At 40.0% G+C, this 24,929-nt stretch carries 14 protein-coding genes; 9 read left to right on the top strand and 5 right to left on the bottom strand.

Going from position 1 to position 24,929, the window contains the following annotated elements:
- Window positions 1–372: 372 nt before the first annotated feature.
- From VUI23_RS14130 to VUI23_RS14120, 3 genes are all read left to right on the top strand, one after another.
- Window positions 373–3,138, top strand: a complete 2,766-nt coding sequence (locus VUI23_RS14130) for a TonB-dependent receptor (RefSeq protein WP_342804751.1) — start codon at window positions 373–375, stop codon at window positions 3,136–3,138.
- A gap of 61 nt (window positions 3,139–3,199) precedes the next feature.
- Complete coding sequence (locus VUI23_RS14125; protein WP_342804750.1) at window positions 3,200–5,098, top strand: arylsulfatase; 1,899 nt, start codon at window positions 3,200–3,202, stop codon at window positions 5,096–5,098.
- Window positions 5,099–5,193: 95 nt separating this feature from the next.
- Entirely contained in the window at window positions 5,194–6,738 is a 1,545-nt protein-coding gene (locus VUI23_RS14120) for a sialate O-acetylesterase (RefSeq protein WP_342804749.1), read from the top strand.
- Window positions 6,739–6,806: 68 nt separating this feature from the next.
- On the opposite strand, the gene VUI23_RS14115 is transcribed toward VUI23_RS14120, so the two are convergent.
- Window positions 6,807–8,330: an arylsulfatase gene (locus tag VUI23_RS14115; protein WP_342804748.1), complete on the bottom strand. Its 1,524-nt coding sequence runs from the start codon at window positions 8,328–8,330 to the stop codon at window positions 6,807–6,809.
- 537 nt (window positions 8,331–8,867) lie between these two features.
- Here VUI23_RS14115 and VUI23_RS14110 point away from each other — a divergent pair.
- From VUI23_RS14110 to VUI23_RS14090, 5 genes are all read left to right on the top strand, one after another.
- Window positions 8,868–9,143, top strand: coding sequence for a hypothetical protein (locus tag VUI23_RS14110; protein WP_342804747.1), 276 nt, complete (start codon window positions 8,868–8,870; stop codon window positions 9,141–9,143).
- 94 nt (window positions 9,144–9,237) lie between these two features.
- Window positions 9,238–10,641: a sulfatase-like hydrolase/transferase gene (locus tag VUI23_RS14105; protein ID WP_342804746.1), complete on the top strand. Its 1,404-nt coding sequence runs from the start codon at window positions 9,238–9,240 to the stop codon at window positions 10,639–10,641.
- A gap of 131 nt (window positions 10,642–10,772) precedes the next feature.
- A complete protein-coding gene (locus tag VUI23_RS14100; protein ID WP_342804745.1) occupies window positions 10,773–12,674 on the top strand; it encodes an alpha-L-fucosidase in 1,902 nt (633 codons plus the stop codon).
- 9 nt (window positions 12,675–12,683) lie between these two features.
- Entirely contained in the window at window positions 12,684–14,555 is a 1,872-nt protein-coding gene (locus VUI23_RS14095; RefSeq protein WP_342804744.1) for a sulfatase, read from the top strand.
- 154 nt (window positions 14,556–14,709) lie between these two features.
- Window positions 14,710–16,350 (top strand): sulfatase-like hydrolase/transferase, encoded by a 1,641-nt coding sequence (locus VUI23_RS14090; protein ID WP_342804743.1) that lies wholly within the window; start codon window positions 14,710–14,712, stop codon window positions 16,348–16,350.
- Between the two features lie 659 nt (window positions 16,351–17,009).
- On the opposite strand, the gene VUI23_RS14085 is transcribed toward VUI23_RS14090, so the two are convergent.
- The 3 genes from VUI23_RS14085 to VUI23_RS14075 form a co-directional block, all read right to left on the bottom strand.
- Window positions 17,010–17,636, bottom strand: coding sequence for a hypothetical protein (locus VUI23_RS14085; protein WP_342804742.1), 627 nt, complete (start codon window positions 17,634–17,636; stop codon window positions 17,010–17,012).
- A gap of 105 nt (window positions 17,637–17,741) precedes the next feature.
- On the bottom strand, window positions 17,742–20,126 hold the full coding sequence (locus tag VUI23_RS14080) for a LamG-like jellyroll fold domain-containing protein (RefSeq protein ID WP_342804741.1): 2,385 nt from the start codon (window positions 20,124–20,126) through the stop codon (window positions 17,742–17,744).
- A 720-nt stretch (window positions 20,127–20,846) separates the two neighbouring features.
- The gene (locus VUI23_RS14075) at window positions 20,847–22,484 is read right to left on the bottom strand and encodes an arylsulfatase (protein ID WP_342804740.1); all 1,638 of its coding nucleotides are present in this window, start codon (window positions 22,482–22,484) and stop codon (window positions 20,847–20,849) included.
- Window positions 22,485–22,900: 416 nt separating this feature from the next.
- Here VUI23_RS14075 and VUI23_RS14070 point away from each other — a divergent pair, with 416 nt between their 5' ends.
- A complete protein-coding gene (locus VUI23_RS14070; RefSeq protein ID WP_342804739.1) occupies window positions 22,901–24,280 on the top strand; it encodes a sulfatase-like hydrolase/transferase in 1,380 nt (459 codons plus the stop codon).
- Window positions 24,281–24,760: 480 nt separating this feature from the next.
- Here VUI23_RS14070 and VUI23_RS14065 read toward each other — a convergent pair whose 3' ends face one another.
- Window positions 24,761–24,922: a hypothetical protein gene (locus tag VUI23_RS14065; RefSeq protein WP_342804738.1), complete on the bottom strand. Its 162-nt coding sequence runs from the start codon at window positions 24,920–24,922 to the stop codon at window positions 24,761–24,763.
- Between the last annotated feature and the right edge of the window lie 7 nt (window positions 24,923–24,929).

The following is a 24,929-nucleotide window of genomic DNA, read 5'->3' as shown; positions in this document are numbered from 1 at the left end:
TGGCGACTGTTCGTATTGTCAATCATTTGTTAACAAAATAAATACAGAAATAACGTATACGTTGTCTCAATTTATCGATAACGTTCAAATTCACAAACCCTTACCAATGTGACTTTTTATCCAAGTCAATTAGGCAATCTTCACCTTTATGCCACTAACCGCTTTCTACCTATTAAGGTTCTCTCAAGCCTTTTCAGGGTTAACCTAATTATACACCAATGCTATATATGAAATCTAATTGTATATTTAAAACATCTTGAACATGTTAAAATTTTGTGTGATTATTTTTGTCGTTTTGTTGGTGAAAGGTTGTTTATTAAGTGAAACGATTACCAATAAGAACAATAAATTTTCATAAAACAGGCACAGAAAATGAAAACACAAAACGATTTAAAAACCTTCGCTACAAACAAAATAACTACCGTTTTCCGTAGTTCTTTGTGCAATATTGCTGCTACTTTACTATTACTACCTTGCGCTAATGCTGCTATTGCCCAAAACAACTCAGTAGACAAACAAAACGACGATACCGAGGTAATTAGTGTCGTTGGTGTTCGTTCAAGTTTGGAAGCTGCACAACAAATAAAACGGGTTTCTAATACCGTAGTCGAAGCAATTACCGCAGAAGATATTGGTCAGTTTTCTGATGACAGTATTGCTGGCGCGTTGCAGCGTATGCCGGGTATTCAAATAGAGCGCGATGATGCGGGAACTGATGGAGATAGAGTTTCTATCCGCGGGTTAGGTCCTGAATTTGTTAACTCGACGATCAACGGTCGCCGAATTTTATCGTCAGGTAATGAAGCCCGTGGCCTGCGTAAAATGAATTTTAATGTATTTCCATCCAACATCTTAAGTGGCGTCAGGGTGGCTAAGGGCCAGACTGCTGCGCGGCCTGAGAGTGGCTTAGCTGGACAGGTCAACCTGCTGACATTAAGACCCTTAGATATGAAACAATTAAATGCCAAAGAAACCTTTGGACTTGTTTCAGTCTCTGGTGATTATAATGATTTAGCCGGTGAGACTGGTAATAAAGTAAATCTATTTGGTGCTTGGAGAAATGAACAGAGTGACTTAGGCGCTTTTATTTCCCTTGTTACAGGTGAAAGTAATACTTCTAGAGATCAAGTCAATCTGAACTACGTTACCAGTAATATTAGAGTCAACAATGATAACGTAGCCGGTGAAGATGAGCTTATAACTGGGGTTTCCGTTCCTAATGCCGTAACTTACGTGCCAAACAGAAGTGCTGCTGATAGAACTGCAATTTCGACTGGCATTCAATGGCTGCCATCTGACAATATAGAGGTTGTTTGGGATCTCACATATGCGGAATTTGATAACAAATCGCAAAGACACAACGGGCAGTTTTTGTTCGGCGGAATGTGGGCCAACACTGTATTTGATGAGTCAGGAATAGAGATTGACGAAAATAATGTGCTGCAATCTGCAGATTTTGGCCAAGCACAACTTGCAGGTGCTATTAACTACAGAATGCAAGATCAGACGTTTAACAATGTCACTGAGAATTTAGTTACTGGGCTAAACCTAGAGTGGGTGACGGGTAAGCTAACTTCTTCTTTCGATGTGTTTATGTCATCTGTTGATTATAAACAAGACCTTAGGTTTCCCATATTTCAAATCGGTGCTGATGAATCTTTAGTTTCATTTGATATGAGAAGTGGTTTACCTAATATTGGGTTTGGTTCTGAATTATTAAGCCCAGATGCTGCGACTTACATTTTTAGTATTGTGCGAGAAATCGAACTTGATGCTGACAATCATGGCGTTAGTCTAGATTTCAGTTATGATCTCGATACTGAGCATTTTTCAGCAGTGGAATTTGGGGTTAACTATGATAAGACTTCTATTTTGTCTATTCGCACCGCAGCTGTGCAGTTTGTTCCTTCTGCATTGTCACCCAATCCGGCTGCAGAGATTGCTGACGCAGGGGTTACGGGGCAAATATTATCTGATGAATTACTTACCTCAGCAATGATTGCACCAAGAACTTATCAGATTTCGGATTTCTCAGCTGTGGCGGCAATTGACGGTCGTGTATTAACAACTGGCGTAAATGAGCTTGGTATCGACCCCGCTGCGTCACATGACAGCGAAGAAACAATAACAGCTTTATACACACAAATTAACCTCGATTCAGAATTGGCGGATGTTCCGGTTAACGGTAACTTTGGGGTTCGTGCTGTTTTCACTGAAAATACCGCTAGTGCGGAAGCAAGAGTGGTTGATACAGACGGTAATGTTAGTTTAGTACCAATAACTACAGGTGGTGACTATTGGGAAGTATTACCTAGTTTAAACCTTAACTTTTCCTTGCAAAGTGATTTGGCCTTGCGCTTCGGTGTGTCAAAAACCCTTTCAAGACCTGATTACGAAGAAATTGCGCCAATAATGGCGATTACAGTACCAGAAGATCCAACGGTGCCTGGTAATGCGGTAGCGGGAAACCCAGATCTCGATCCTATGACTGCGTGGAATTATGATATTACATTGGAAAAATATACCGGTAAAAAAGGCGCATTTATAGCCAGTATATTTTATAAAGACGTTAGAGATTTCATCATTGATCAAGTGGTTCTTGGACAAACCATACCGGGTCAAGGCGATGCTTTATTTAACTCCACTATACCTATTAACTTCTCAGATGGTGAAGTCAAAGGTCTGGAACTTGGCTTTTATTTGCCTTTAGAGGAGCTACTACCCGAACTAGAAGGGTTTGGCGTATCGGCTAATTACACTTACGTTGATAGTTCTTTTGATAAAGATGTGGGAGATGCCGGTTTTGGTTTCCCAGGTTCATCGAAGAATAACTATAACTTTATGGCATTTTACGAAACAAGCTTGTTTACCGCTCGATTGTCTTATGTCACTCGTTCAGAATTTTTCCGAACTCTTGCTGGCGCTGGTTCACAGACCGCAACGGCACGTTTTACTGGAACAACTGAAGATTTAAGTTTCAATTTTAATGTACGTCCTACTGCTAATTTATCTTTCGCATTTAACGCGTCAAACCTAACTGATGATGTGAGAAGGGATTATGTCGGTGCTGAATCAACATTCTTAAGTGTGTATGCTGCAGGGCGTTCTTATTCATTAACTGCAACCTACAAATTCTAAATATAGTTTTGTTAGGAACACAACGAAGTGTTCCTAACCTTTTTAAAAGTGAGTCTCTTTAATGAACATTCGATATTTTACAAAAGGTCTGTTTTTTCTGGCAATCGGTGTTGGGTTACAAGCATGTGGCGCTGACAAAACTCCGATGTCAGAATCAAGCAATGATCAGACTGCTGCTGAGCAACAATCAAAAGCACCCAACATTGTGCTGGTGATGACAGATGATCAAGGTTTTGGCGATTTGAGTCTTAATCACAACCCAGTGATACAAACCCCGAATATTCAAACTTTGGCTAATCAGTCAGTTAGTTTTGAAAACTTTCATGTTGACCCAACCTGTTCCCCAACTCGCTCCGCATTGTTGACTGGCAAACACTCGATGAGAGCTGGTGTTTGGCATACCGTGATGGGACGTTCATTTTTAGCATCAGAACATGTAACGATTGCAGAGATACTGGCTGATAACGGTTATGATACCGCGTTGTTTGGCAAGTGGCATTTAGGTGATAGCTATCCTTTTAGACCACAAGACCAAGGCTTTCAAACAAGCTTAATCCACGGTGGAGGCGGCGTAGGCCAATCGGGAGATTATTGGGGCAATACCCAATTCGATGATTTCTATTTACGCAATGGTAAAGTTGAAAAATTCGATGGTTATGCCACTGATATTTGGTTTGACGAAGCAGAACAGTTTATTCGTCAAAGCAGCCAGTCAGACAAGCCTTTCTTTGCTTACATAGCGACCAATGCACCGCATTCTCCTTACAGAGCCAAAGACAAAGATATTCAAGTTTACAGAGACTTAGGTTTACCGGAAGAAATAGCTCGTTTCTACGCAATGATTTCGGTTATCGATACCGGCGTAGGTAAAATTAGAAACCTATTAGATGAGCTAAACATTACAGACAATACTATTTTTATTTTTATGACCGACAACGGAAGTTCGTTCACGCCAGCTCGTATCGGCAAGAATAATAAAACTATCCATGCTCTAACCGATGAAATTAGTCAGCAAGTTGGTCAAGAATGGGTATTCAATGGTGGTTTACGCGGTTATAAGTCTGAGGTTTATGAAGGCGGTCACAAAGTCCCATTTTACATTCATTATCCCAATGGCGGAATTGATGAAGCTCGAAAAGTTGATACGCTAGCTGCGCATTTCGACTTGATGCCAACCCTTATGGAGCTGGCCGGTATTGATGCCTCAGAAGCATCTGAAATTGACGGTGTAAGTCTGGTTCCCGTGCTAGTAGATGATGGAGCACTTGAATCACGTAAAATAGTAGTAACCAACCAACGGGTTGATCAACCTAGAATCGGACGTCCGTCTGTGGTCATGGATGGTAATTGGCGTTTTGTTTCAGAGCTAGATAAAAACACTGAAGAGTTATATGACTTAGCATCTGATCCGTCTCAGCAAGTGAATTTAATTAATGATAACCCGCAAAAAGCTGAAGAGCTTCGTCAAGCTTTACGGGATTGGTGGCAAGATGTATCAAAAGATGTAGGCCCGAGAGTAAGACCCATTGTTGGTAACCCAATCGAAAACCCGGTAAGGCTTAATGCCAACGACTGGATGGAAGCTGAGTCTACTAACGTTATTGCATGGTATCCTGGCTTTAAAACCTTGTTCTTAAAAGAAAAGAAAGAAGGTTGGATTACCCAAGTTGAAAAATTCAAAAGTTTACCTTGGCACGTTGAGGTAGATAATACAGGTACTTATCAAATCTCTTTGTACTTTCATGACAAACCTGCTCAACAGCCGGTAAATCGGAAAAAAGCATTTTTGAAATTAGATGGTGTAGTTTATGAGACCGAATTGGATAAAGGCGCTGCTGGTGCTCAGTTCACACTACCTTTAGAAAAAGGTCCTAAAGCTATTGAAGGCTGGTTTGCTGATGGCAAAGACGATCTCGAAAGTCACGTACCTGCTTTCTACGCCTATATCGAAATTCTATAGTTGAGACGTTAAATTGCTTCAGTTCACCATGAATTGGAGCAATTTAACGGTAATTGTAATCTTTGAATTTAAGCGATGTTGAGGGCTAGGAAACCATGGTGTTTAACAAGCTTATTCAAAGGTTAACCTTTCTTACATTCTGCTTTCCATATACATGCACTTTCGCTCAACAAGCGTTTCAAGAAAGCTTGCAAGTTGGGTCAATTTTCCAACCTCATATGGTATTACAGCGCGATTTACCTGTAACAATCTGGGGGCAAGCAACAGCCGGTAGTCAAATAACGGTATCTTTTGCAAATCAAATCCAAACCACTATTACCAACGAACAGGGGAGCTGGAGCCTACAACTTGCCCCCCTTAAAGGCAGCTACTCGCCTAAGAATATGACGATTTTGTCGAGTAATAACCAGAAAATAGTGCTTGCTGATATTTTGGTAGGTGAGGTATGGATTTGTGCAGGCCAATCTAATATGGATATGGCCATTGGGAGGGTTAAGGATATACAAGTTCTCTCCAAATCGGCGAAGCACATTCGTAGTTTGACCGTTGTTCACAACGTCGCCTTAACTGAACAGAAAAGCATGCAGGCTAATTGGCAAACAAGCTTACCTGATAGTGCTGTCGCATTTTCTTTTGCTTATTATTTGCAGCAGCGTGCAGATGTTCCGGTAGGCATTATTTTAAGTGCATGGGGCAGTTCATCTATAGAAGCTTGGATGCCTCGTGATCTAACCAAGGAATTAGCATATTTCAACACGATTATGCAGGAGTTTGATGCCGATGCAGACCGCATCGCGAAAATTAACCGAATATTATCGGGACCATTACCTTGGACACGAATAGATGATGTTTATTTACGTCGTCAACCCAACATATTGTTTAATGCAATGATGAATCCTCTTGTGCCCTATACGGTACGAGGTCTCGTCTGGTATCAAGGTGAACGAAACACTCAAAGCATGCACGGTTTGGTAAAAGACCCTTGGTATAAAAACAATTCTGGTATGTTGAAATATAAAGACGCCTTACAAGCTTGGATAAAACGCTATCGTCAACAATGGGATAATAGCGACATGCATTTTATGCTGGTCATGTTGCCTCGATTTAATGCTTTGCTGAACACTAGCCCCACTAAAGAGGCGAGACATCCAAATGCACACTCATGGGCGTGGATGCGAGAAGCCCAATTAGCGGTGCAAAGTATGAAAAATGTGGCGGTTATTAATACAATTGATCTTGGGCATCCCACGAATATTCATCCACTGGACAAATTACCCATAGGCCAGCGTTTAGCAAATGCAGCGGCGCGAAACACCTTGCATCAAACCGTTGAGGCACAAGGACCAGTTTTGGTAAAGGCTGTGATTTCTGGCTCAAATGTTAGATTGTTTTTCGAACACGCTGAAGGGTTGCGCACCGTAAATTCAAAGGCTCCGGATGAATTTTGGTTGGCAAACGATAGCCAAAAGTGGGTAAAGGATGATGCTAAAATCCGTCAAAATACCGTGCTTCTGAGCAGCCCAAGTCTCCAAAACCCGCTTTATGTTCGTTACGCATTTTCAGGCTTTCCTCAGGTTAATTTGATTAACGCTGCGGGTCTGCCTGCTCAACCTTTTCGTACCGATCACTTTGAACCTTAAATTCGCTTATAATGACTATCTCACAAGCACCTAAGAGTAAAGTGTTGTGAGATAGTGGAGTCACTGGTTTATTTATTCAGGCGAGGGGCAGACCAGCCTTGGCTTTTTATTTGTTCTAAAAGCTGTCGCATCTGACGGGCTTTTTCTGGGTGTTTTTCAATCAAGTTGAAACGTTGCTCACGGTCATTTTTCATATCGAATAATTGACCCTTTTGGTTGTCATCAGTTTGATAACCATGTCTGTTTTGCCAATCTGCATAATTGAACCTTGTCAAATTACCATTTTGATTGCCCGAAGGAGCATCAATTAAAGTCCAATCATCGCTACGAATAGCAAATTTACCAGCAGTTGTGTTGTGAACCATAGCACGGCGAGGGCTGTTTGAAGATTCACCCGTCCAAAGTTCCAATATGTTGAAAGAGTCGTGTGCAGCATCATTTGGTAATTTAAATTCGATTATTTCAGCAATGGTTGCCATTAAATCAATTTGCGACACTAACTCATCAGTTTGACTGTTTGCCTGCACATGGTTTGGCCAGCGCACAATCATAGGTACTCTATGTCCGCCTTCATAAGTATCTCGTTTGAGACCGCGAAAAGGGTAGGAGGACCAATGTTTAAACTTTTGGTCTCTAAGGTAAGCATAATTTTCAGGTCCGTTGTCGGAGCTAAAAATGATGATGGTGTTGTCCGCAATACCAGCCTGGTCAATTGCAGCGAGAAGTTTACCAATTGAGTCATCTGTTTCTACTATTAGATCACCGTAAGGTCCCGCCTTTGATGTATTATCAAATTCGTCATTAGGAATGATCGGCGCATGGGGAGAAGGGTATGCAAAGTATAAAAAGAAGGGTTGTTCCTGTTTAGATTTTTGAGTAATAAAATCGATGCCTTTTTGGGTCGTCGTGGGGATGTTCTCGTAAGGATTCCACCCCGTCACCATCGGACCTTCTCGATAACGCATTGTGCCTTCTTTATTTTTCCATAGCGTACCATCCACCATTGTGTCAGGTATTTGTGTTACGCGATCATTTTCGATCCAAACATAAGGCGGAAAGTTAATAACGTTGTCACCAAAATAATAGTCGAAGCCATGAGCTGTTGGCCCATTCTCGATAGCTTTATTCCAATCAAAGTCGTTAGGTCCCACTGCGCCCGACGGCGCATCTTGTTTTCTTATAGAGTCCCAATCCCAACCTAGATGCCATTTTCCTATTGCGGCTGTTGTATATCCTTTTTGTTGCAGCATTTCTGGCAGAGTAAGTTGTTCCGCTTCAAAAACTGAATCTCCAAATGCCTTTACAATATCGTGGAATTTACGCCAATGGTATTGTCCTGTAAGCAATGCATATCGAGAAGGAGAACATATACCTGATGAGGAATGAGCATCAGTAAAACTTAGCCCCTGCGAAGCTAATTTATCTAAATTAGGTGTGGGTATTTTAGATCTTGAACTAAAACTGCCCAAATCGCCGGCGCCCAGATCATCTGCATATAAAATAACAATATTGGGTAATTGCTTAGCAGCAGGCTTTTTCTCGATTGTACTGTTACTCTGTGAGCATGCTGTGGTTAATGCGACAGCGAGCATGAGTAGTACCTTCACTACAAACCGCCCATGTACTTTCCTATTCTTGCATTTAAAAATCATATTAAGAGAGTCCTGCATGTTTACATTTTAAATTTATATTTAAATGTAAATTTTATTGATGAACAAAAAGATAGCATCTTTAGTCGTTTTTAACAAAGATTCAACAGCTACAAACCTCACCAGATTATCAATTTATGAATAGCATAAAAATACGTTATTCCTAATGAATACTGGTTGAATCTGAGCGTTCTACCTAAAACTTCAATATCTTTATTGCATTTATATATAAAATAAGTTTTTACATGCGAGATTTTATTGTGTTAATCTAATGTTATCAAAACTTTTCTAGCTTTAATGCAAGAAGTTGTTGCAAGAGAAGTCGAAAGTGAAATATAAGAATTTATATATTCGCATATTTGACCTTTGAATCTACGTTGAGCTTGGCAGTTTAGATGTACTTAAGAAGTTATATGGTGACAGGTGAATTGTCACCAATTTGAAGGTTCCACTAAAAAGTTAATTAAAGAGGATGTCACCATGAAAAATGTTTTAAGAACAGCGTTATCAAGCGTACTTGTAACGGCACTATTATTTGCTATTTCTACAGAGTCACACGCTAAAAAAAGTAGGTTTAGTAAGATCGATGCTAATTCTGACGGTAAATTGTCAGTAGAAGAGTACTCGGCGAATATCAAGAAACCTAAAAATGGACCTAAGCGTTTTGCACGATTAGACATTGATGAAGATGGGTTCCTAAGCTCAGAAGAGTTTGCAGCGCAATCGAAGAAAAAGAAAAAGAATAAAAATAAGTAGTAAATAGCGGTATCTGAATAAATAAGGCCATTGTTGAAATCAATGGCCTTATTTTAACAACTCATCTAGCTAAAGTGGTGTAGGGGAATAATTAGTGATATTTAATAAAATAAAACTCTTAGTTGCGGTTGTTGGGACCTGTATCGCATCAGCATCTTTTGCTGCTAATAGCATGGAATCGGCGACTCAGGCCGAAAAACCAAATATTATTTTTATTTTCGCAGATGATTTAGGTTGGGGGGATATCAGCAAACATGGGCATCCAGACATTCGTACACCAAATATCGATCGATTAGCCAATGAAGGTTCTGAGTTTTATCAATTTAGTGTGTCTAATCCTGTCTGTTCTCCTAGTCGAGCCGCGGTTTTAACCGGTCAATATCCTGCAAGAAACAGCGTACATCGTCACTTTGCTACCTTCGAACACCACGATAATTTTGCGATGCCTGATTGGCTTGATAAAAGCGTAGTCACTATGCCTAGAGTTCTGCAACAGGCGGGCTATAAAACTGCGCACTTCGGTAAGTGGCATTTGACCAATCGTAATATTAAAGATGCACCACTACCTACTGAGTATGGATACGACGAAGCAGCCGTATTTAATGGTCCAGGCCCACAAACCGATACTTTTAAATTATATGATGATGCGACGGATTTCATTAAGCGCAATAAAGACGTACCTTTCTTTATTAATTTATGGATCCATGAAACACATACGCCTCATTATCCGCCACATGATTCAATGGCAAAATACACCCATTTGAACGAGCAAGATCAAGTTTATGCAGCTGTCGTTGATGGCGCTGACCAGCGTATTGGAAAAATACTGAACTTGTTAGACGAATTAGATTTAGCAGAAAATACATTAATAGTATTTTCTAGTGATAATGGCCCAGAAGTTACTGGGTCGAAGAGTAAACACTTTCACCATATAGATCCCGACGGAAAAGTAGAAGGTATTGATCCCTTAGGCACCTATTTCAGTGTTGGTAAAACCGCAGGTTTGCGCGGACAAAAGCGCGACACTTATGAAGGCGGTTTACGCGTACCATTCTTAGTACGCTGGCCCGCTAACGTGCCCGCAGGGCGAGTCGATACTGAAACTGTCGTAACTGCTGTTGACTTATTGCCCACTTTTGCAGAAGTTGCCGGTGCAAAATTACCTCGAGGTTACCAACCCGATGGACAGAGCATTCTGCCACTTCTAAAAGGTGCTACCTTGACCCGTGAAAAACCTTTGTACTGGCAGTGGCAATATGGCAAAAAATCAGGCAAAAAACCAATGCTAGCAGTGCGTGAAGGTCCTTGGAAGTTATTCTATTTTCAACATGAAAGCCGTGTCGAATTATACAATGTTATGAGAGATCGCGCTGAAACGATGAATGTTGCAAATCAATATCCGGAAATCGTTAAAAAATTAAAAGGCCTGGCAATAGCGTGGAATGAAACATTGCCAGTATCGCCTAATCCGTCGACATTCTCGGCACTAAGACAGTAAATTATTCACAATTAAATCGGTTGTTTCGAACCAGTAGGACAAAACTAAACTCATAACTTTTAGTTCAGGTAAAAATAGTTTAGGGACCTAAGAAACAGCAAGTAACAAATATATAAATTATAGGAATCGCAATGAAATTAATTAGACAAAAGCTCGCAGTTTCAATCGCCAGCGCATTACTTCTTTCTAGCGTGATGTCGGTCTCAGTTTATGCACAAGACAACAACGTTGAAGCTAATCAATCCATGGATGAATTGTGGGGCGACAGTGCAATCGACAAGGCTAAACATGCCAATGCTGAGCGCGGTGAATGGTTCGCACAAGACAAATATTCTATGTTTATTCACTGGGGATTATTTTCAATTCCAGCGGGTGAGTGGAAAGGAAAAACCTACTATGGAATTTCTGAATGGCTTATGTCGGGCCGAGTTGCTGATATTCCTAAAGAAGAATATAAAGAATTAGCAAAACAATTTAATCCCACTGAGTTCGACGCAAAAGCGATTGTCCAGCTTGCAGTTGATGCTGGCATGAAAAACATTGTGATTACCGCTAAGCATCATGAAGGCTTTGCAATGTATCACTCTAAAAGCAGCACTTATGATATTGAAGATGCAAGTCCGTATAAACGCGATCCTTTAAAAGAATTGGCTGACGCTTGTGCAGAAGCTGGTATAGGTTTGGGCTTTTATTATTCGCAAATGCAGGATTGGTACGAACAAGGTAGCGCGAGTATTCCTTGGTCATCGGAAAAGCAAGAAGGCGATTTCACAGAGTATTTTGAGCGTAAAGTCATTCCTCAAGTAACTGAATTATTGACTGAATACGGTCCCATTCGGACAGTTTGGTTCGACACCCCTGGCGATATGACGAAGGAGCAATCTCAAAAACTAGTTGATTTAACACGCAGTTTGCAACCCAAGGCAATGATAAACAGCCGCATAGGTAATGGTGTAGGCGACTTTTCTACACTAGGTGATCACAGTTTGTCTCAGGTAAATCACCCTGGTCTTTGGGAAACCATTGATACAACCAACAACAGTTGGGGGGATGCTTGGTACGACAAAAACTGGAAGTCGGGTACAGAAATTTTACACCGCTTAATTTCAACAGTCGCCCGTGGTGGTAATTATATGTTGAATATTGGGCCTAAAGGTAATGGCGAAGTACCAGAAATGGCAGCTAAAGGCCTACGTAGAGCAGGAAAATGGTTGGAGCATAGTGGTGAAACGATTTATGGCGCTAAAGGTTCTCCGTGGGGCAGAGCACAAGCTTGGGGAGATATTACAGTTAAAGGCAACAAGCTATATTTGCATGTTTTTGACTGGCCTGAAAATGATCAAATCCACTTAGCTGGATTAAAAAACCAAATTACTTCGGCTCGCTTATTAAATGCTGAAGAACCTGGATTTATGGCAGGCTTATTCGGTAGCGATGAAGGTGAGGTAACCTATTCTAAGCAGGATAATGGTTGGACAAGCTTCACATTAGCAATGGATAAACCGGATTCTCTCGTTCCTGTTATTGTTGTTGAATTAGACGGTGAACCTGAAGTCGATACCACTATTGGTATCGATCCAAGCATCAAAACCACTATTAATTCGGTTTTTGCTAACTGTGAAGGTTGTGTGAAAAAAGAAATTCGCTGGATGCAGAAGTTTGGTGATTGGAATTATGCAAACAACTTATTGAATTGGACAGATAATGGCAAAGGTGAGTGGAAAGTTGATGTGGCTGAGCCGGGCGATTACTTTATAGAGGTTGAGTATTCAGCCGATGACGTAGTTGATTTTAGTGAATGGGTATTTTCATTTAACGGTGAAATTTTGATGATGCAAGCACTTGATACTGGTGAGCGTAAAAACTCTAAACGTCAAGGAAAAGGCAAAACATTATATCGCTACCGCACGGACGAAGTGGGCGTAGTAACGCTTCAACAAGGTAAACAATCAATTACTGTTACACCTAAAGGTAAGGTTATTGGTGGTGGCATTAACCTTCGAGCTATTCATTTAACTCCAATTGTAGAATAAGGCTTCATAATGAAAAAAATCATTCTTGCTTCTTTTGGTTTTTCAATGCTGATGAGTTTATCGTCGTGTTCTTCAGTGGAAACGGCTATTGATGAGAAATCTGAGCTGATAAAACCCAATATTATTGTTTTTTACGTGGATGATTTGGGTTGGCAAGATAGCCAGCTCAATGATATCGATGAACCAACGCCTTGGGAGACACCCAATATGTTGGCGCTAGCGAAAAAAGGTATGAATTTTACGCAAGCCTATTCTTCGGCACCAACTTGTGCACCGTCTAGAGGAGGTTTGTTATCCGGTCAGCATCCTGCAAAAACCAACCTTACTCACGTTTTAGGTGCAGGAATTCCAACACCTCAAAATAGACGCAGTCAACTGATCGAACCTTATTTTAACGATCACCTTGCGGATGATGTTTTAACATTGGCGGATGCGTTAAAAGCAAACGGTTATAAAACAGGCCATGTAGGCAAGTGGCACTTAGGGCATTATGCGAGTAATGCACCTACAACAGCGGGCTTTGATTTTTCATTTGACAAAAGAGGCGTCCACTCCAACAGTAAACAGCGTCATAAAGATTTTGATAATGCACAATTTCCGCTTAGCGAAGAGAAATATCCTCCGTACAGCGAAAAGCATCCTGACGGTATTTCTTACCCACTGGATTTAGTGACAGAAAACGCATTGAACTTTGTCCAAGAAAATAAAGATGAGCCGTTTTTTCTTTATTTAGCGCATTGGATGGTGCACACACCAATTGTTACCAAGAATAAAGCTTTGCTTGAGTACTACACTGACAAACTGGGGATACCATTTCCAACTACTCCAGATCCGGTAACAACAGCAGGTCAAACTAATCCGTATTATGGTGCAATGGTGACAACCGTTGACTGGAGTTTAGGTCGTTTGGTGTCCTTACTCGAACAAACTGATGACCCTCGTAATCCAGGTAAAAAGTTAATCGAGACAACCTATATTTTCCTATCCTCTGATAACGGCGGAGCAGAGAAGTCTGGACCTGAAATTATCACCGACAACTTGCCGTTAGATATGGGTAAAAAGCATACAGAGGAAGGCGGTATAAGAGTTCCTATGGTCGTGACCGGACCCACAGTTAAAAAGAATGTAAATCATCATGGGATTGTAAATCAGCTTGATTATTATCCAACAATTCTAGCCTTAACTAATTCAACCATTCCTAAAATGGAAAAAGAAAAGTTAAGTGGACTTAATTTATCGCCTGTACTTCAAGACGAAAATAAGCAAGCAACTTTTGATAATGGTGAAGTACGCAAAAACTTGTTTTGGCATTTCCCTCACAATAGTGATGACACCATGCAAAGTGCCATTCGTGAGGGTGATTTTAAGCTAACTTTACATCACTTAGATAATTCATATTCGTTGTATCGCTTATACAAAGACGGTAAGCGTTTTGATATCGAAGAGAAGAACAACCTCATACAATCTCCTGAATATGCGGATGTAGTGAAAGAACTATCACAAAACTTGGACCAATTATTAACAGAAAATAATGCAATTTTTCCAAAATTAAATCCCGCTCATGAGGCCAACGGACCAACTCGATTATTGGTGCCTGAGGTAGCTTCAAGTAATTTCAATAAGAAAAGTCGAGTTGCTACGGTTAAATTAGTGACGGGTAAAACTAAGGTAAAAGAAGCTTATTTACTGTTAGAAATCGCTAAGACAAAAGGTAATAAAAAAAGGGGTAAGAAATTTATTACTTATAAAAAAGTACCGGTAGAAATTAATCAACAAGAATTGATGATTTCAGGAGGCATTCCTGAAGAGTATGATGCTTATTTATTTGTACTCATCGACGATAACAATTTCTTAGTCACAACGGATAAGTATAAATCATAATTGTTATTTCAATATGGGGCATATGGTTTGACCAATAATCTATGCTCCATACTCTCAAACTAAATTAAGATCCCCATGCTATTTACTTCCTCAGGTTTCCTTAACGCAACCAAGTAAAAAGCAAGCAAGGGCTAACTAAAATAAAGGAAAGCGAATGAATCGGAACCCATTGATATATTTTGGTATTTCCTTAGCGCTAGGGATTGCAGGATGCAGCTCAAATAGCGATAGCGAAAATACCCTAAACAAAGATGTCGATTTTCAAGCTGCAACAAAACCAAATGTTATTGTCATTTTAGCTGATGATATGCGGGCTGGTGTAACTGGATATGAAGGCCATCCCGTTATACAAACGCCTAATATTGATAACTTAGCTGAAAATGGCACTGTGTTTTCCAAGAGTTTTGCGACCAGCGCAGTTTGCACCCCAAGCCGCACGAGTTTATTAACTGGGTTATACGAACGTCGTCATGGTATTAACTTCAATTCTAAAAGCAGTATGACAGAAGAAGCGTGGTCGCAAACTTATCCAATGCTTTTGAAAGAAGCGGGTTACTTTGTTGGTTGGATTGGCAAAAACCATACACCAGTAGGAAAAAACGAGGCTGGTAAAATTGGCTATGATAGCGGTGTAATGGATAAAAGCTTTGATTATTGGTATGCCAGTCATGGGCACTTAGGTTTTTATCCAAAAGAGCGAAAAAAACACGCTATTTTTAAAAATGCCCAAGCGGACACACAAGTTGAGATTTTGGAAGAAGGTTTAGATAACTTCATGGAGCCCAATGAAGCATTCAAAGCAGGCTACAGTTTCCTTGATAGTAGGCCAACGGACAAACCATTTGCGTTGATGATTAATTTTAATGTTCCCCATGGTAACAGTACATCTAGAATGGAGTTGCGAGAGACTGATTTAGATCTTTATAAAACCGCTTACAGAGATCAAATAGATGAAATAAAGCTGCCTGAAACCTATGTTGCACAAAAAGACATAAGATCCCCTAAAATTCCTAAAAATGTATACAACGGCAAATTTAATCGAGGTTACGACTACGTTAAAACGCCAAAAGCATTAAAAGAGCGGAAAATAAGAGAAATGCAGGCCATTTCTGGTATTGATAAGTTAATTGGCAAGTTGTTGGTCCACCTTGATGAACAAGGAATAGCGGATAACACTATTATTGTCTTTACCTCTGATCACGGTCTTATGCATGGCCAATTTGGTTTAGGCGGAAAAGTGCATTTATACGAACCGTCTGTAAGAGTGCCGTTAGTGGTTTATGACCCAAGAATTAAGCATAAAAAAGCAAATGAAAGCAATGAGTTGGTAGCACTTGTAGATATCGCTCCTACATTGCTGGATTTAACCAATAATGAAATCCCAAGTGAAATGCAAGGACAGAGTCTAAAGCCCCTTATGCTGGAAAATAGCGCTATAAAAGCCCATAAATATTGGCGTCAAGAACTGTTCCTTGAAAATATGATGACAATTCAAAATTACCCGCGCATGGAAGGGGTTCGCACTCAGAAGTGGAAATACATTCGCTATTTTGACAAGAAAAAAGATCAGTCGTATGCCAATATGAGCGTTGCTTCCATAAATGGCGAAAAGCCTATTTATGAAGAGTTATTTGATTTAGAGAATGATCCTAATGAAAGTAACAATGTTATAGCTGCGCCTGAGAATGCAGAGGTAGTTGCGCTTTTACGCGCTAAAAATGCAACTTTAGTTAAGGATTTGCGCGGTGACAAACCACTAGCAACCCATGTCAGTAAAAAAAGAAACAAGCATTAGAGTTTGAATGCTTGTTAATGACTTAGAAGGACACATTGCAAAATCCCCAATAGGTTGTTAAGTAGACACAATTGCTTTCTATCGCGGCTATATTAATCCGTGTAGCAGCATTCACTGGTAAAAGGCGAGGAAACATTAAGTTTCCTCGCCTTTTTCGTTTGTGCTGCGTTTTTAGCCTGTCATCCTACTCAAAGCTTATATTGTTAAGCTTGTTTAAAAGGCAGGGCGGACGTATAGGCGCTATTAAAGCCCCGCAATAGCATTTCATAGCATAAAGCGCATGCAGGATGATATTCTCATTTCTGCACCATTTTTAGCCCGTAGTAGCCTATTCAGTAGATAGTTAAAGTGAGTGATACTAAGTAAAACTCGCTACTAATGTTGCGAACCAGGAATTGCCAACCTGAGATTGCCAACCAGAGACTGCCAATCAGAGATTTAGGGCTAGATAGTGCTAATCTTAACAAGTTAAAGGTGACATATGCCTTGGCTTGTATTTATGTCAGGGGCTAGGGTTCGTTCAATTTACTCAATTAATGGGTAAGGGGGCAATGTGCAGATGTAAGGGATATAGATTACTAGGCCGGGGTAGAAAGTTAAGTGCTAGCTTATTGGTTTATATTGAGGTTGAAATGCTCAACCTCAATGGTTAGATATGATTATCGTTTGGTTGCAAATTTGCGGGTTGTGATAGCAAGTAAACATAGGGTAACTATAAGAAGTGTTGAAGGTTCAGGCACTGAAACTACTGGAGCGGCAAATCGTTCGTATCGAATACTATCCCAGTAAGCTCTGTTGTTTTCACCGAATGCGATAAACTCTACGGAAACCAAGTTATCCCACATGGCAGATAGATTAATCTTTCCTAACGACGAGAAGCTTTCTGATATGCTTGAACCGTCTGAAAAAAGACCGTTTAGTGTTAAAGATGATACTGCGAAGGAATCATCTAAGTAACCATTTCCAGATTGAAATGATTCTAGCGAAAACAAGTCACCGTTGTCAGTTTTTAATGTAAAGCCAGACTGAAAACCCGAATTTGTCCAAGTCAATAAACTATAGTTTTTCCCTCTAAATATTGGATTCAATACGTCAGTTCCAATTCTGTCAGGCGCTAAATATCCTAAACCATCTGAGATCCCTGTAACGATAAAATTTTTCGTTACTAATTCATCAATAGTAAAGTCACTTTTTGCTCCACCGTTGAAGTTAATAATTGCTGCAGAAGCCGCACCAGCATTAAGTAGTAGACCAAAAACTAAGGTTTTAAATAATTTGCTTTTCATGAGTATTTCCTATCAAGTTTAATTTTTGTAAAAATATTTTGTTGATGGTTTGATTTCTCATTAAATATGGATTCTGAAGAGAAATTAGAACCGTACATCAGTAATTTATTGAAGACCGGCCATGGCTTTTATTTCGAACAACTTTAAGGGCCGTTGGTGGATTAACACATCATCCATTTCACCGATAAAATCTGCTCCAATTTCAACATTCATACTTTTTGATTTAACAGTATATGTGTTAATTGTTGAATGAGTGCCTGCAAAGCTTGTGGGTTCTAATACGCCATCAATGTATAGCTTTGTATTGGTTAGTTGCTCGTCTGGCGAAACAATTGCAATATGATGCCATTCGCTATCATTAAGCTTGGTTGTGCCGGTTAGTCTTCCGCCAGTAATACTGACTCTCAAGGCATCATTTTTCAGACGAATAACATACTGCTCGCCTTTGACAACGTCTGTATTGCCCCATTTAATAATGGTTCCATTCCCGTTTGTTGTTTTTATCCATGCCATAACGGTGCGAGGGTCGGCTTCATTGACACCATTGTACCGGTCGGCAACAACAGTAGAGTTTCCATCAAACGAATACACTTCACTGTCACGGCTGTTGTCATATACACCAACCAAAGCGCCATTGTTAGTTGAAGTTCTTTCATAAATTGAATGGTCGGTAACAGTATTACCCGATAGTTCATTAAAACGAAGATCGTAAGCCACTTCTAAATCGATATCTGCATCTACTGAGTTTGCAAGGTAATCTACTTCAGTTTCAACTAAAGCACGGTCATGAATAACGACTTTGTCTATAAGTCCGGTATATGATCCGCCTATTTGAACATCACTATTTGCCACGGTATTAACGGTAGAGGTATTGCCGTTTACCGAAGTGTTTTCTAGGATTCCGTTTACATATATTTTAATATTGTCAACCGCATTATCGGGTGCGACAACTGCAATGTGGTGCCATTGATCGTTATTCAGGGATGTAGTGCCAATAACAGTCGTATCACCCAAAATTAATCTAAGTTTTCCACTAACTAAGCGTAATCTCCATTGCTCACCTGGGGCAGCGTTACCCCATTGGATAATATCGCCTTTATTGTCTGTTGTTTTTATCCACGCCGTTGTTGTACGAGCGCTATCACCTAAAACACCGGTGTAGCTATCTATCGTTAGGTTGTTCCCTTCAGTAAAACTCGCAACTGTGCCTCTTGAAGTATCATCAACAAATGTTGCTCCATTCACCGTCGCCGAGTATTGGTTCACTGAATCATCATAGGCAGTTGAACCATCAGCACCTTTTAAGTTCAGGTGTAACTGTTTCCCTCTGTTGATTTGAATGCGTGTCATTAGTTTTACTTGAGGCTGCGAAATTAATAGAGGTTCTCCACCTGAGATTGACCCTTCATGGCTTAAGGCCCAGCTATACGCGCCCTTAGCGTTTAAAGCTCTGTTTAACCAATCTGAACCTTTCGCTTCAGAGAACACTACTGTACCGCCATTCCATGATTGCTGAAGTGGCATAAACATGTGACCTACCGCATCAACATCATCACCGACCGCAGGAAAATAGCCATTTTCAGTGGCTTCAATCGCTGTCAACATCGGTAAATTCGTATCAGAAGACGAAATTGTTCGGGTTAAGGGAGTAGGATGTCCACCCGTGTAGTCCTCTTGGACTTCAGGATTATTTTCCAGATGGACGTCTTCAGCTAAGCCTAATGCAACAACTGCATCACTATTACCGGCTCTTGCTGCATCGGGCAATAACGCGTAGTCGCCATATGTGGCGTGATCAAACCACCAGCCATCAATAAGAGTGCCATAGCGCAGTGACAATGTTTCGACTATATTAACTAAGGCTAATTGAAAGCTGTGATGAAGGCTAGTTGATGGGTAATTAACTAAGACATAATCTCTCCATCGATTCATACTCGCCGAGCAATATACTTGCGTATCAGCATCTTTTTTGTTGGGTTTAGTTGATTTACAGGCACTACCGTCTGTCTCATCAATAATTGAGGGATCGTAATCCATCGATTTTTCAGCACCATGTTTCAGCATACCTGGCCCCTGTGTGGCAATATAAACAACCACTTTGATGCCTTTCGCTTGTAATCCGAGTGCGATTTGTTCAAAAAGATCTCTTCCTGGTAGGGTAGGATCATATAAATCATTAATGCTATTCGGCGCAGCATTCGGGTTAATTGCTTCAACTTCTGGCACCGGTACAATAAAGCGGTCACCAAAAGCACCATTGGTTAGATTGACTTGTAGCCAAGTTAAACCTGGAATTGAAGCTATTTGTTCAACAGCTGGCCTTACTTGATATTCATTTACATGACTTTCTTGCTGACTAACATCGCCACCCGATATTCTAAAACTAATCCCCCAATTACCTTGCATCCACTCAGCTTTTGGTTCCGCATTGCTATTACAAGACAATAATCCCAATGTTAATGCGGCGTAACAAGTCGTTCTAAACTTCATATCAGATCCTCTCGCTAGGGTTCTAGAAACTCAATTAATAATTTGAATGTTGATTTAAATGCAAAACAATATTTCATATATAGTATGCCAGTGTTTTTAAATTGTCTATTAATTGTTAAAAGTTTATTAATGAAAAGTGTTGGTGTTGATATGAAAGGAAGGGAAATCTTGAAAGAAGGTGCGCTATTTAAAAGCCTTAAATTGCTTTTAAAATCTCTTATTTGAATCGATCTGCTAGCATCGTTAAGCAATTTCATTTGCATCTATGACTACAGTTCCACACGAAAATATGCCTGATTCGATAATCAAACAAAATAAAAATCCTTAGAACTACGAGATCTATTTTTTGTATATGAAGTTAATTTTTATATTCTAAGTTGCTGGTGGAAGCTCTGTTGATTAGCTTTCGGTTTTATGGATCCTCTTTAAATAAAAGGGTTTACCATAGAGGGAGTAAATAGAGTGCGCTTTGATAATAGCTAGAAAGAATACTAGCAAAGTACTAGCAACAGAAGATACGGAAATACACTATCTCTATTTAGCAAACAGAGTTGCACAAATACGTTCACATTAGACTATGGGATTTGTGCTAATTAGCACAATTTCTTGCCGTTTGAGATGGTTAAAAATAGGCTGGATATTTGCCTTATTAAGAAAGCACAGAGTTACTCTGAGCTTCTTTTTGACATCAAAAGTACAAATATCCATGCCATTTTCTTATTACTTCTTTTTCTTCTTACTTTTAACTTTGCTTTTTTTGTATATGGTAACAGGGACGTCGTTACTGCCAGTCTTTCCGTCTACGCTGTAACCATTATTAACCACTTGTTCTAACTGCTGCTTTAATTGCGCTACAATTTCAGGCTTTTGTTTGTATAAATTGGTAGTTTCTGCGCGATCTGTTTTCATGTTGTACAACTGCATTGGGATGTCGTTTTCGCCACCTTCACTCCAGCCACAAGAACCTTTACATGCTGCGAGTTTCCAATCACCAACGCGCACAGCAAAGTGACCTGAAACTGATGCATGAATCGCGATGGGGTGGGTTTCCACTTGCGAACCTTTTAAGGCGGGTAATATTGAGAAACTATCCACCGCAACATCATTTGGTAACTCTACCTTTAATATCTCCGCGCTTGTTGCAAATAAACTGTTATGAACCACCGTTTTATCGTATGTCGTTCCGGGTTTGACGTGACCCGGCCAGCGCACAATATAAGGTACTCTGTGTCCACCTTCCCACAAGTCCGCTTTCACGCCGCGCAAGTCCGCGGTTGGCTGATGACCCGCAGCTAGTAGCTCCTCGATTCTTGCACTGGGAGATGTGCCATTGTCTGTTGTAAAAATAACAATGGTGTTGTCTGTAAGTTCCGCTTTGTCTAAGGCCTGTAATATACGTTCAACGGAGTTGTTGGTTTCCATCACAAAGTCAGCGTATTTATTAATTCCGCTTTTGCCAACCCAGTTCTTACTGGGTACAACAGGACTATGGGGAGCACTAAAGGGTACATATAAGAAGAAAGGGGCCTTTTTTCTTGCTGGATCAGATACGTAGTCCACTGCTTTTTCGGTGATGCGATTTAACATTTCATCGGTATTTTCTAAATTATAGGTTACCTCATCTTGTTCGATCCAAGTGCCCATTTGGCGGGCATGATGAAAGCCCCAATATTTGTCAAACCCTCGTTCAATCGGGCCATCAATTATTTTAGTTCCAACAGGAACGGCATCGTAAAATTTACCGCGACTCTTATCAATTTCAGAACCTTTAGGTAGGATATACTTAAAACCAAGGTGCCATTTTCCAGTCATGGCTGTATCGTAGCCTTGGCTTTTTAAAAATTGCGCCACTGTTAGGGTTTTTTCATCTATTAGCGGCTCATCACCCACACTAATACTGCCATCTGCAAGTACGCTGGTTTTGGCACTTAATACGCCCTTTTGTAAACGAGTTCGCCAAGGATATCGACCTGTTAAAACGCCATATCGTGTGGGTGTACAAACTGCAGAGGCACTGTGAGCATCGGTAAACATCATGCCTTCTTGAGCCAAGCGATCAATCGCCGGTGTATCGATTTTACTGTTGGGGTTAAACGCAGATACATCACCGTAACCCTGATCGTCACTCATTATAAATATAATGTTTGGCTTGTTTTCATCAGCATAGGAAAAAGTTGGGGTTATTACTGCGCTGGCAGAAAAAATGAATATACAAAGGACTTTTGTAAACTTGGTTGTTAAGGAGTTGGTCAATTTGTTTAAACCTAAATGATATTTTTTAGTAGCCAAAGTATTGTTTGCGAACAAACCCGCTCGAGCACAGAGTATTGGATTCATTGTGTGTTTACCTAATTTCATTGTAATATTATTTCCTAAATGGCGCATTTGTCATTGAAAATAATTTAGTCTCTACACCGTGTTTTAGTTGGTGTCACTTTTTCATATTTACAAATAAAAATGCTGCTTAAATCACCGAACAATTCTACCTTTGTTCAGTAAGTCTGTTTGTGAGTCGCAAACCGCAAAACCTGTCTATGGATTCATTATTAACCAGGCAAGCCTTTAACTCATTGGCAATTTTGGTCGGTCAGTTTTCGTCTGTTCTGGCAATGTTTTTTACAACCAAACACTTTGATAATTGTTAATCAAATGCTGCTTTTTTGTTTCCTCATTGCTTATTTTTAATATAGAATATTGTTTCAAATATAAAACAGTGATTTGAGTTTGTCTAATCATTTAATGGTTTTAGGCAGCTAGCAAGGTGAGGAACAAGAATGAAAAACGTACATTTTTTGGGAGTGGTTTTGTGGGTTTGCCTGTTTCTAGCTCTGATAAGTACTCATGTTTCTGCTACATCAAAACCGAATATTATTGTCGTAATGGCCGATGATATGGGTTGGGGCGATTCAGCTACTTATGGTCATGAAACCATAAAAACCCCTAGCTTGGATAAATTAGCTGCCCAAGGGGTTAAATTTACCCAGGGTTACTCATCAGCAGGGGTTTGTTCACCTGCACGTTCATCAATTTTAACCGGCAGAACTCCCTATCGTAATGGTGTTTGGCGGCATCTTTCCGGAAGACATGAAGCGCATTTACGGGCTAGTGAAATTACCTATCCTAGTTTATTTCAACAAGCCGGATATAGCACCGGCCACTTTGGGAAATGGCATCTACTGTCCAAGCATCAATTCAATAATGAGGGTTATCCTCATCCCAATGATCATGGTTTCGACTATTGGTTTGCCACTCAAAATAATGCAGAACCAAGCCATAAAAATCCAAATAACTTTATACGTAACCATAAAGCCGTGGGGGAAATGAAAGGCTATTCCGCGCCTTTAGTGGCAGACGAAGCCATTCGATGGATTGAAACAGGGCGAGACGCAAGCAAGCCGTTTATGATGTCCGTTTGGTTTCATGAACCCCATAAGCCAATAGCTACTGATATTAAGTTTTCTGCACTTTACCCCAATGAAAACCCTGTGAATAAGAAGTACTTCGGGAACATAACGCAAATGGATTATGCCTTGGGTAAAATAATGGAGGTACTTGATGAGCAAGGGCTTAGTGACAATACCTTTGTTATCTTTTTGTCTGATAATGGTCCAGTGGTGGGAGTGGGCGGCAATAGTGGCGGTTTAAGAGGCTTGAAACGAAATGATTTTGAAGGCGGTATTCGGGTTCCTTTTGTTGTGCGCTGGCCAGGACATATTCAACCAGGCACGGTGAATGATACACCTATTATAGGATCCGATATTTTTAGTACCGTTTTAGCTATTGCAGATATTCCAGCACCAAGAGATCGCAAAATTGATGGGGTGAACTTTCTACCTGCCTTAGCTGGCAAAGAGCTTCAGCGCAGCACTCCATTATTTTGGCGAACACATGTTTCACCGGCGGAGGATCGTGTGGCCATGCGCATTGGCGATTGGAAGATAGTGGGTAACGATACACTAACTGAATTTATGCTGTTTAACGTGCAAACAGATTGGCAGGAAAAAAATAATCTCGCGTCTAAAATGCCAGAAAAACTAACGGTAATGAAAGCTAGATTACTAGAGACTTGGGAAGACATAAAAACAGACGGACCAAATCAATGGTGGGAAAATGAAACCAATCCGCCTAGAAAAGGGGCTACGCTCAACTATTAAAAGCAGCACGAGTCTTAGAATAAAAACATCTTATAGATTGTTGACCTTTATATAACTTCTGTCATTGGTTTTTTCTGTTACTTTTCAGTGGTGTTTTTAATTAACCGCAGTGGTTATCAGAAAGGGGCGTAATCAAAGGTTAATAACCATGACTGTCAAATTATTATGGTTAGGCTATTGTGATTGTGTGGGTCTCAAATAGCAGTATTTTAGAATCACTGTCATTGCAGCCCTACGGCTTAAGTAAACTCCAACCATACTCAATCAAATTTTTAATATAAAAGATATTTTTACCTGTAATTTACAATATTTTTAATATAGAATAACATTTCGAATATAAAACGATGTATCGTATATGGTTTATTTTGTTGGTTCACGACCGCGAACTATGTTCACTTTTTAGAAGCCGAATATGCGGAAACACTTAACATTGAAGACAGTCGATTATTAAAAAGTCTATGGCAAACAAGGGCTGTAAGATTAAGCGTTCATCAATAGTAGGTGTTTGACGGGGCGTAACGGACGGTTCTTTTTATTTAAGGTCGATTGAATAGATAGTTGTTCAGTTAAACCTCTAGGCTGATAAAGCTTAGCTTTACGAGTCAAATGCATTAATTCGTTTAGAATAATTTTATCAGTCATTATTTTA

It is taken from the genome of Alteromonas sp. M12, assembly GCF_037478005.1.
GTDB classification, from domain to species: Bacteria; Pseudomonadota; Gammaproteobacteria; order Enterobacterales; family Alteromonadaceae; genus Aliiglaciecola; species Aliiglaciecola lipolytica_A.
This window is presented reverse-complemented; position numbering and strand designations above follow the sequence as displayed.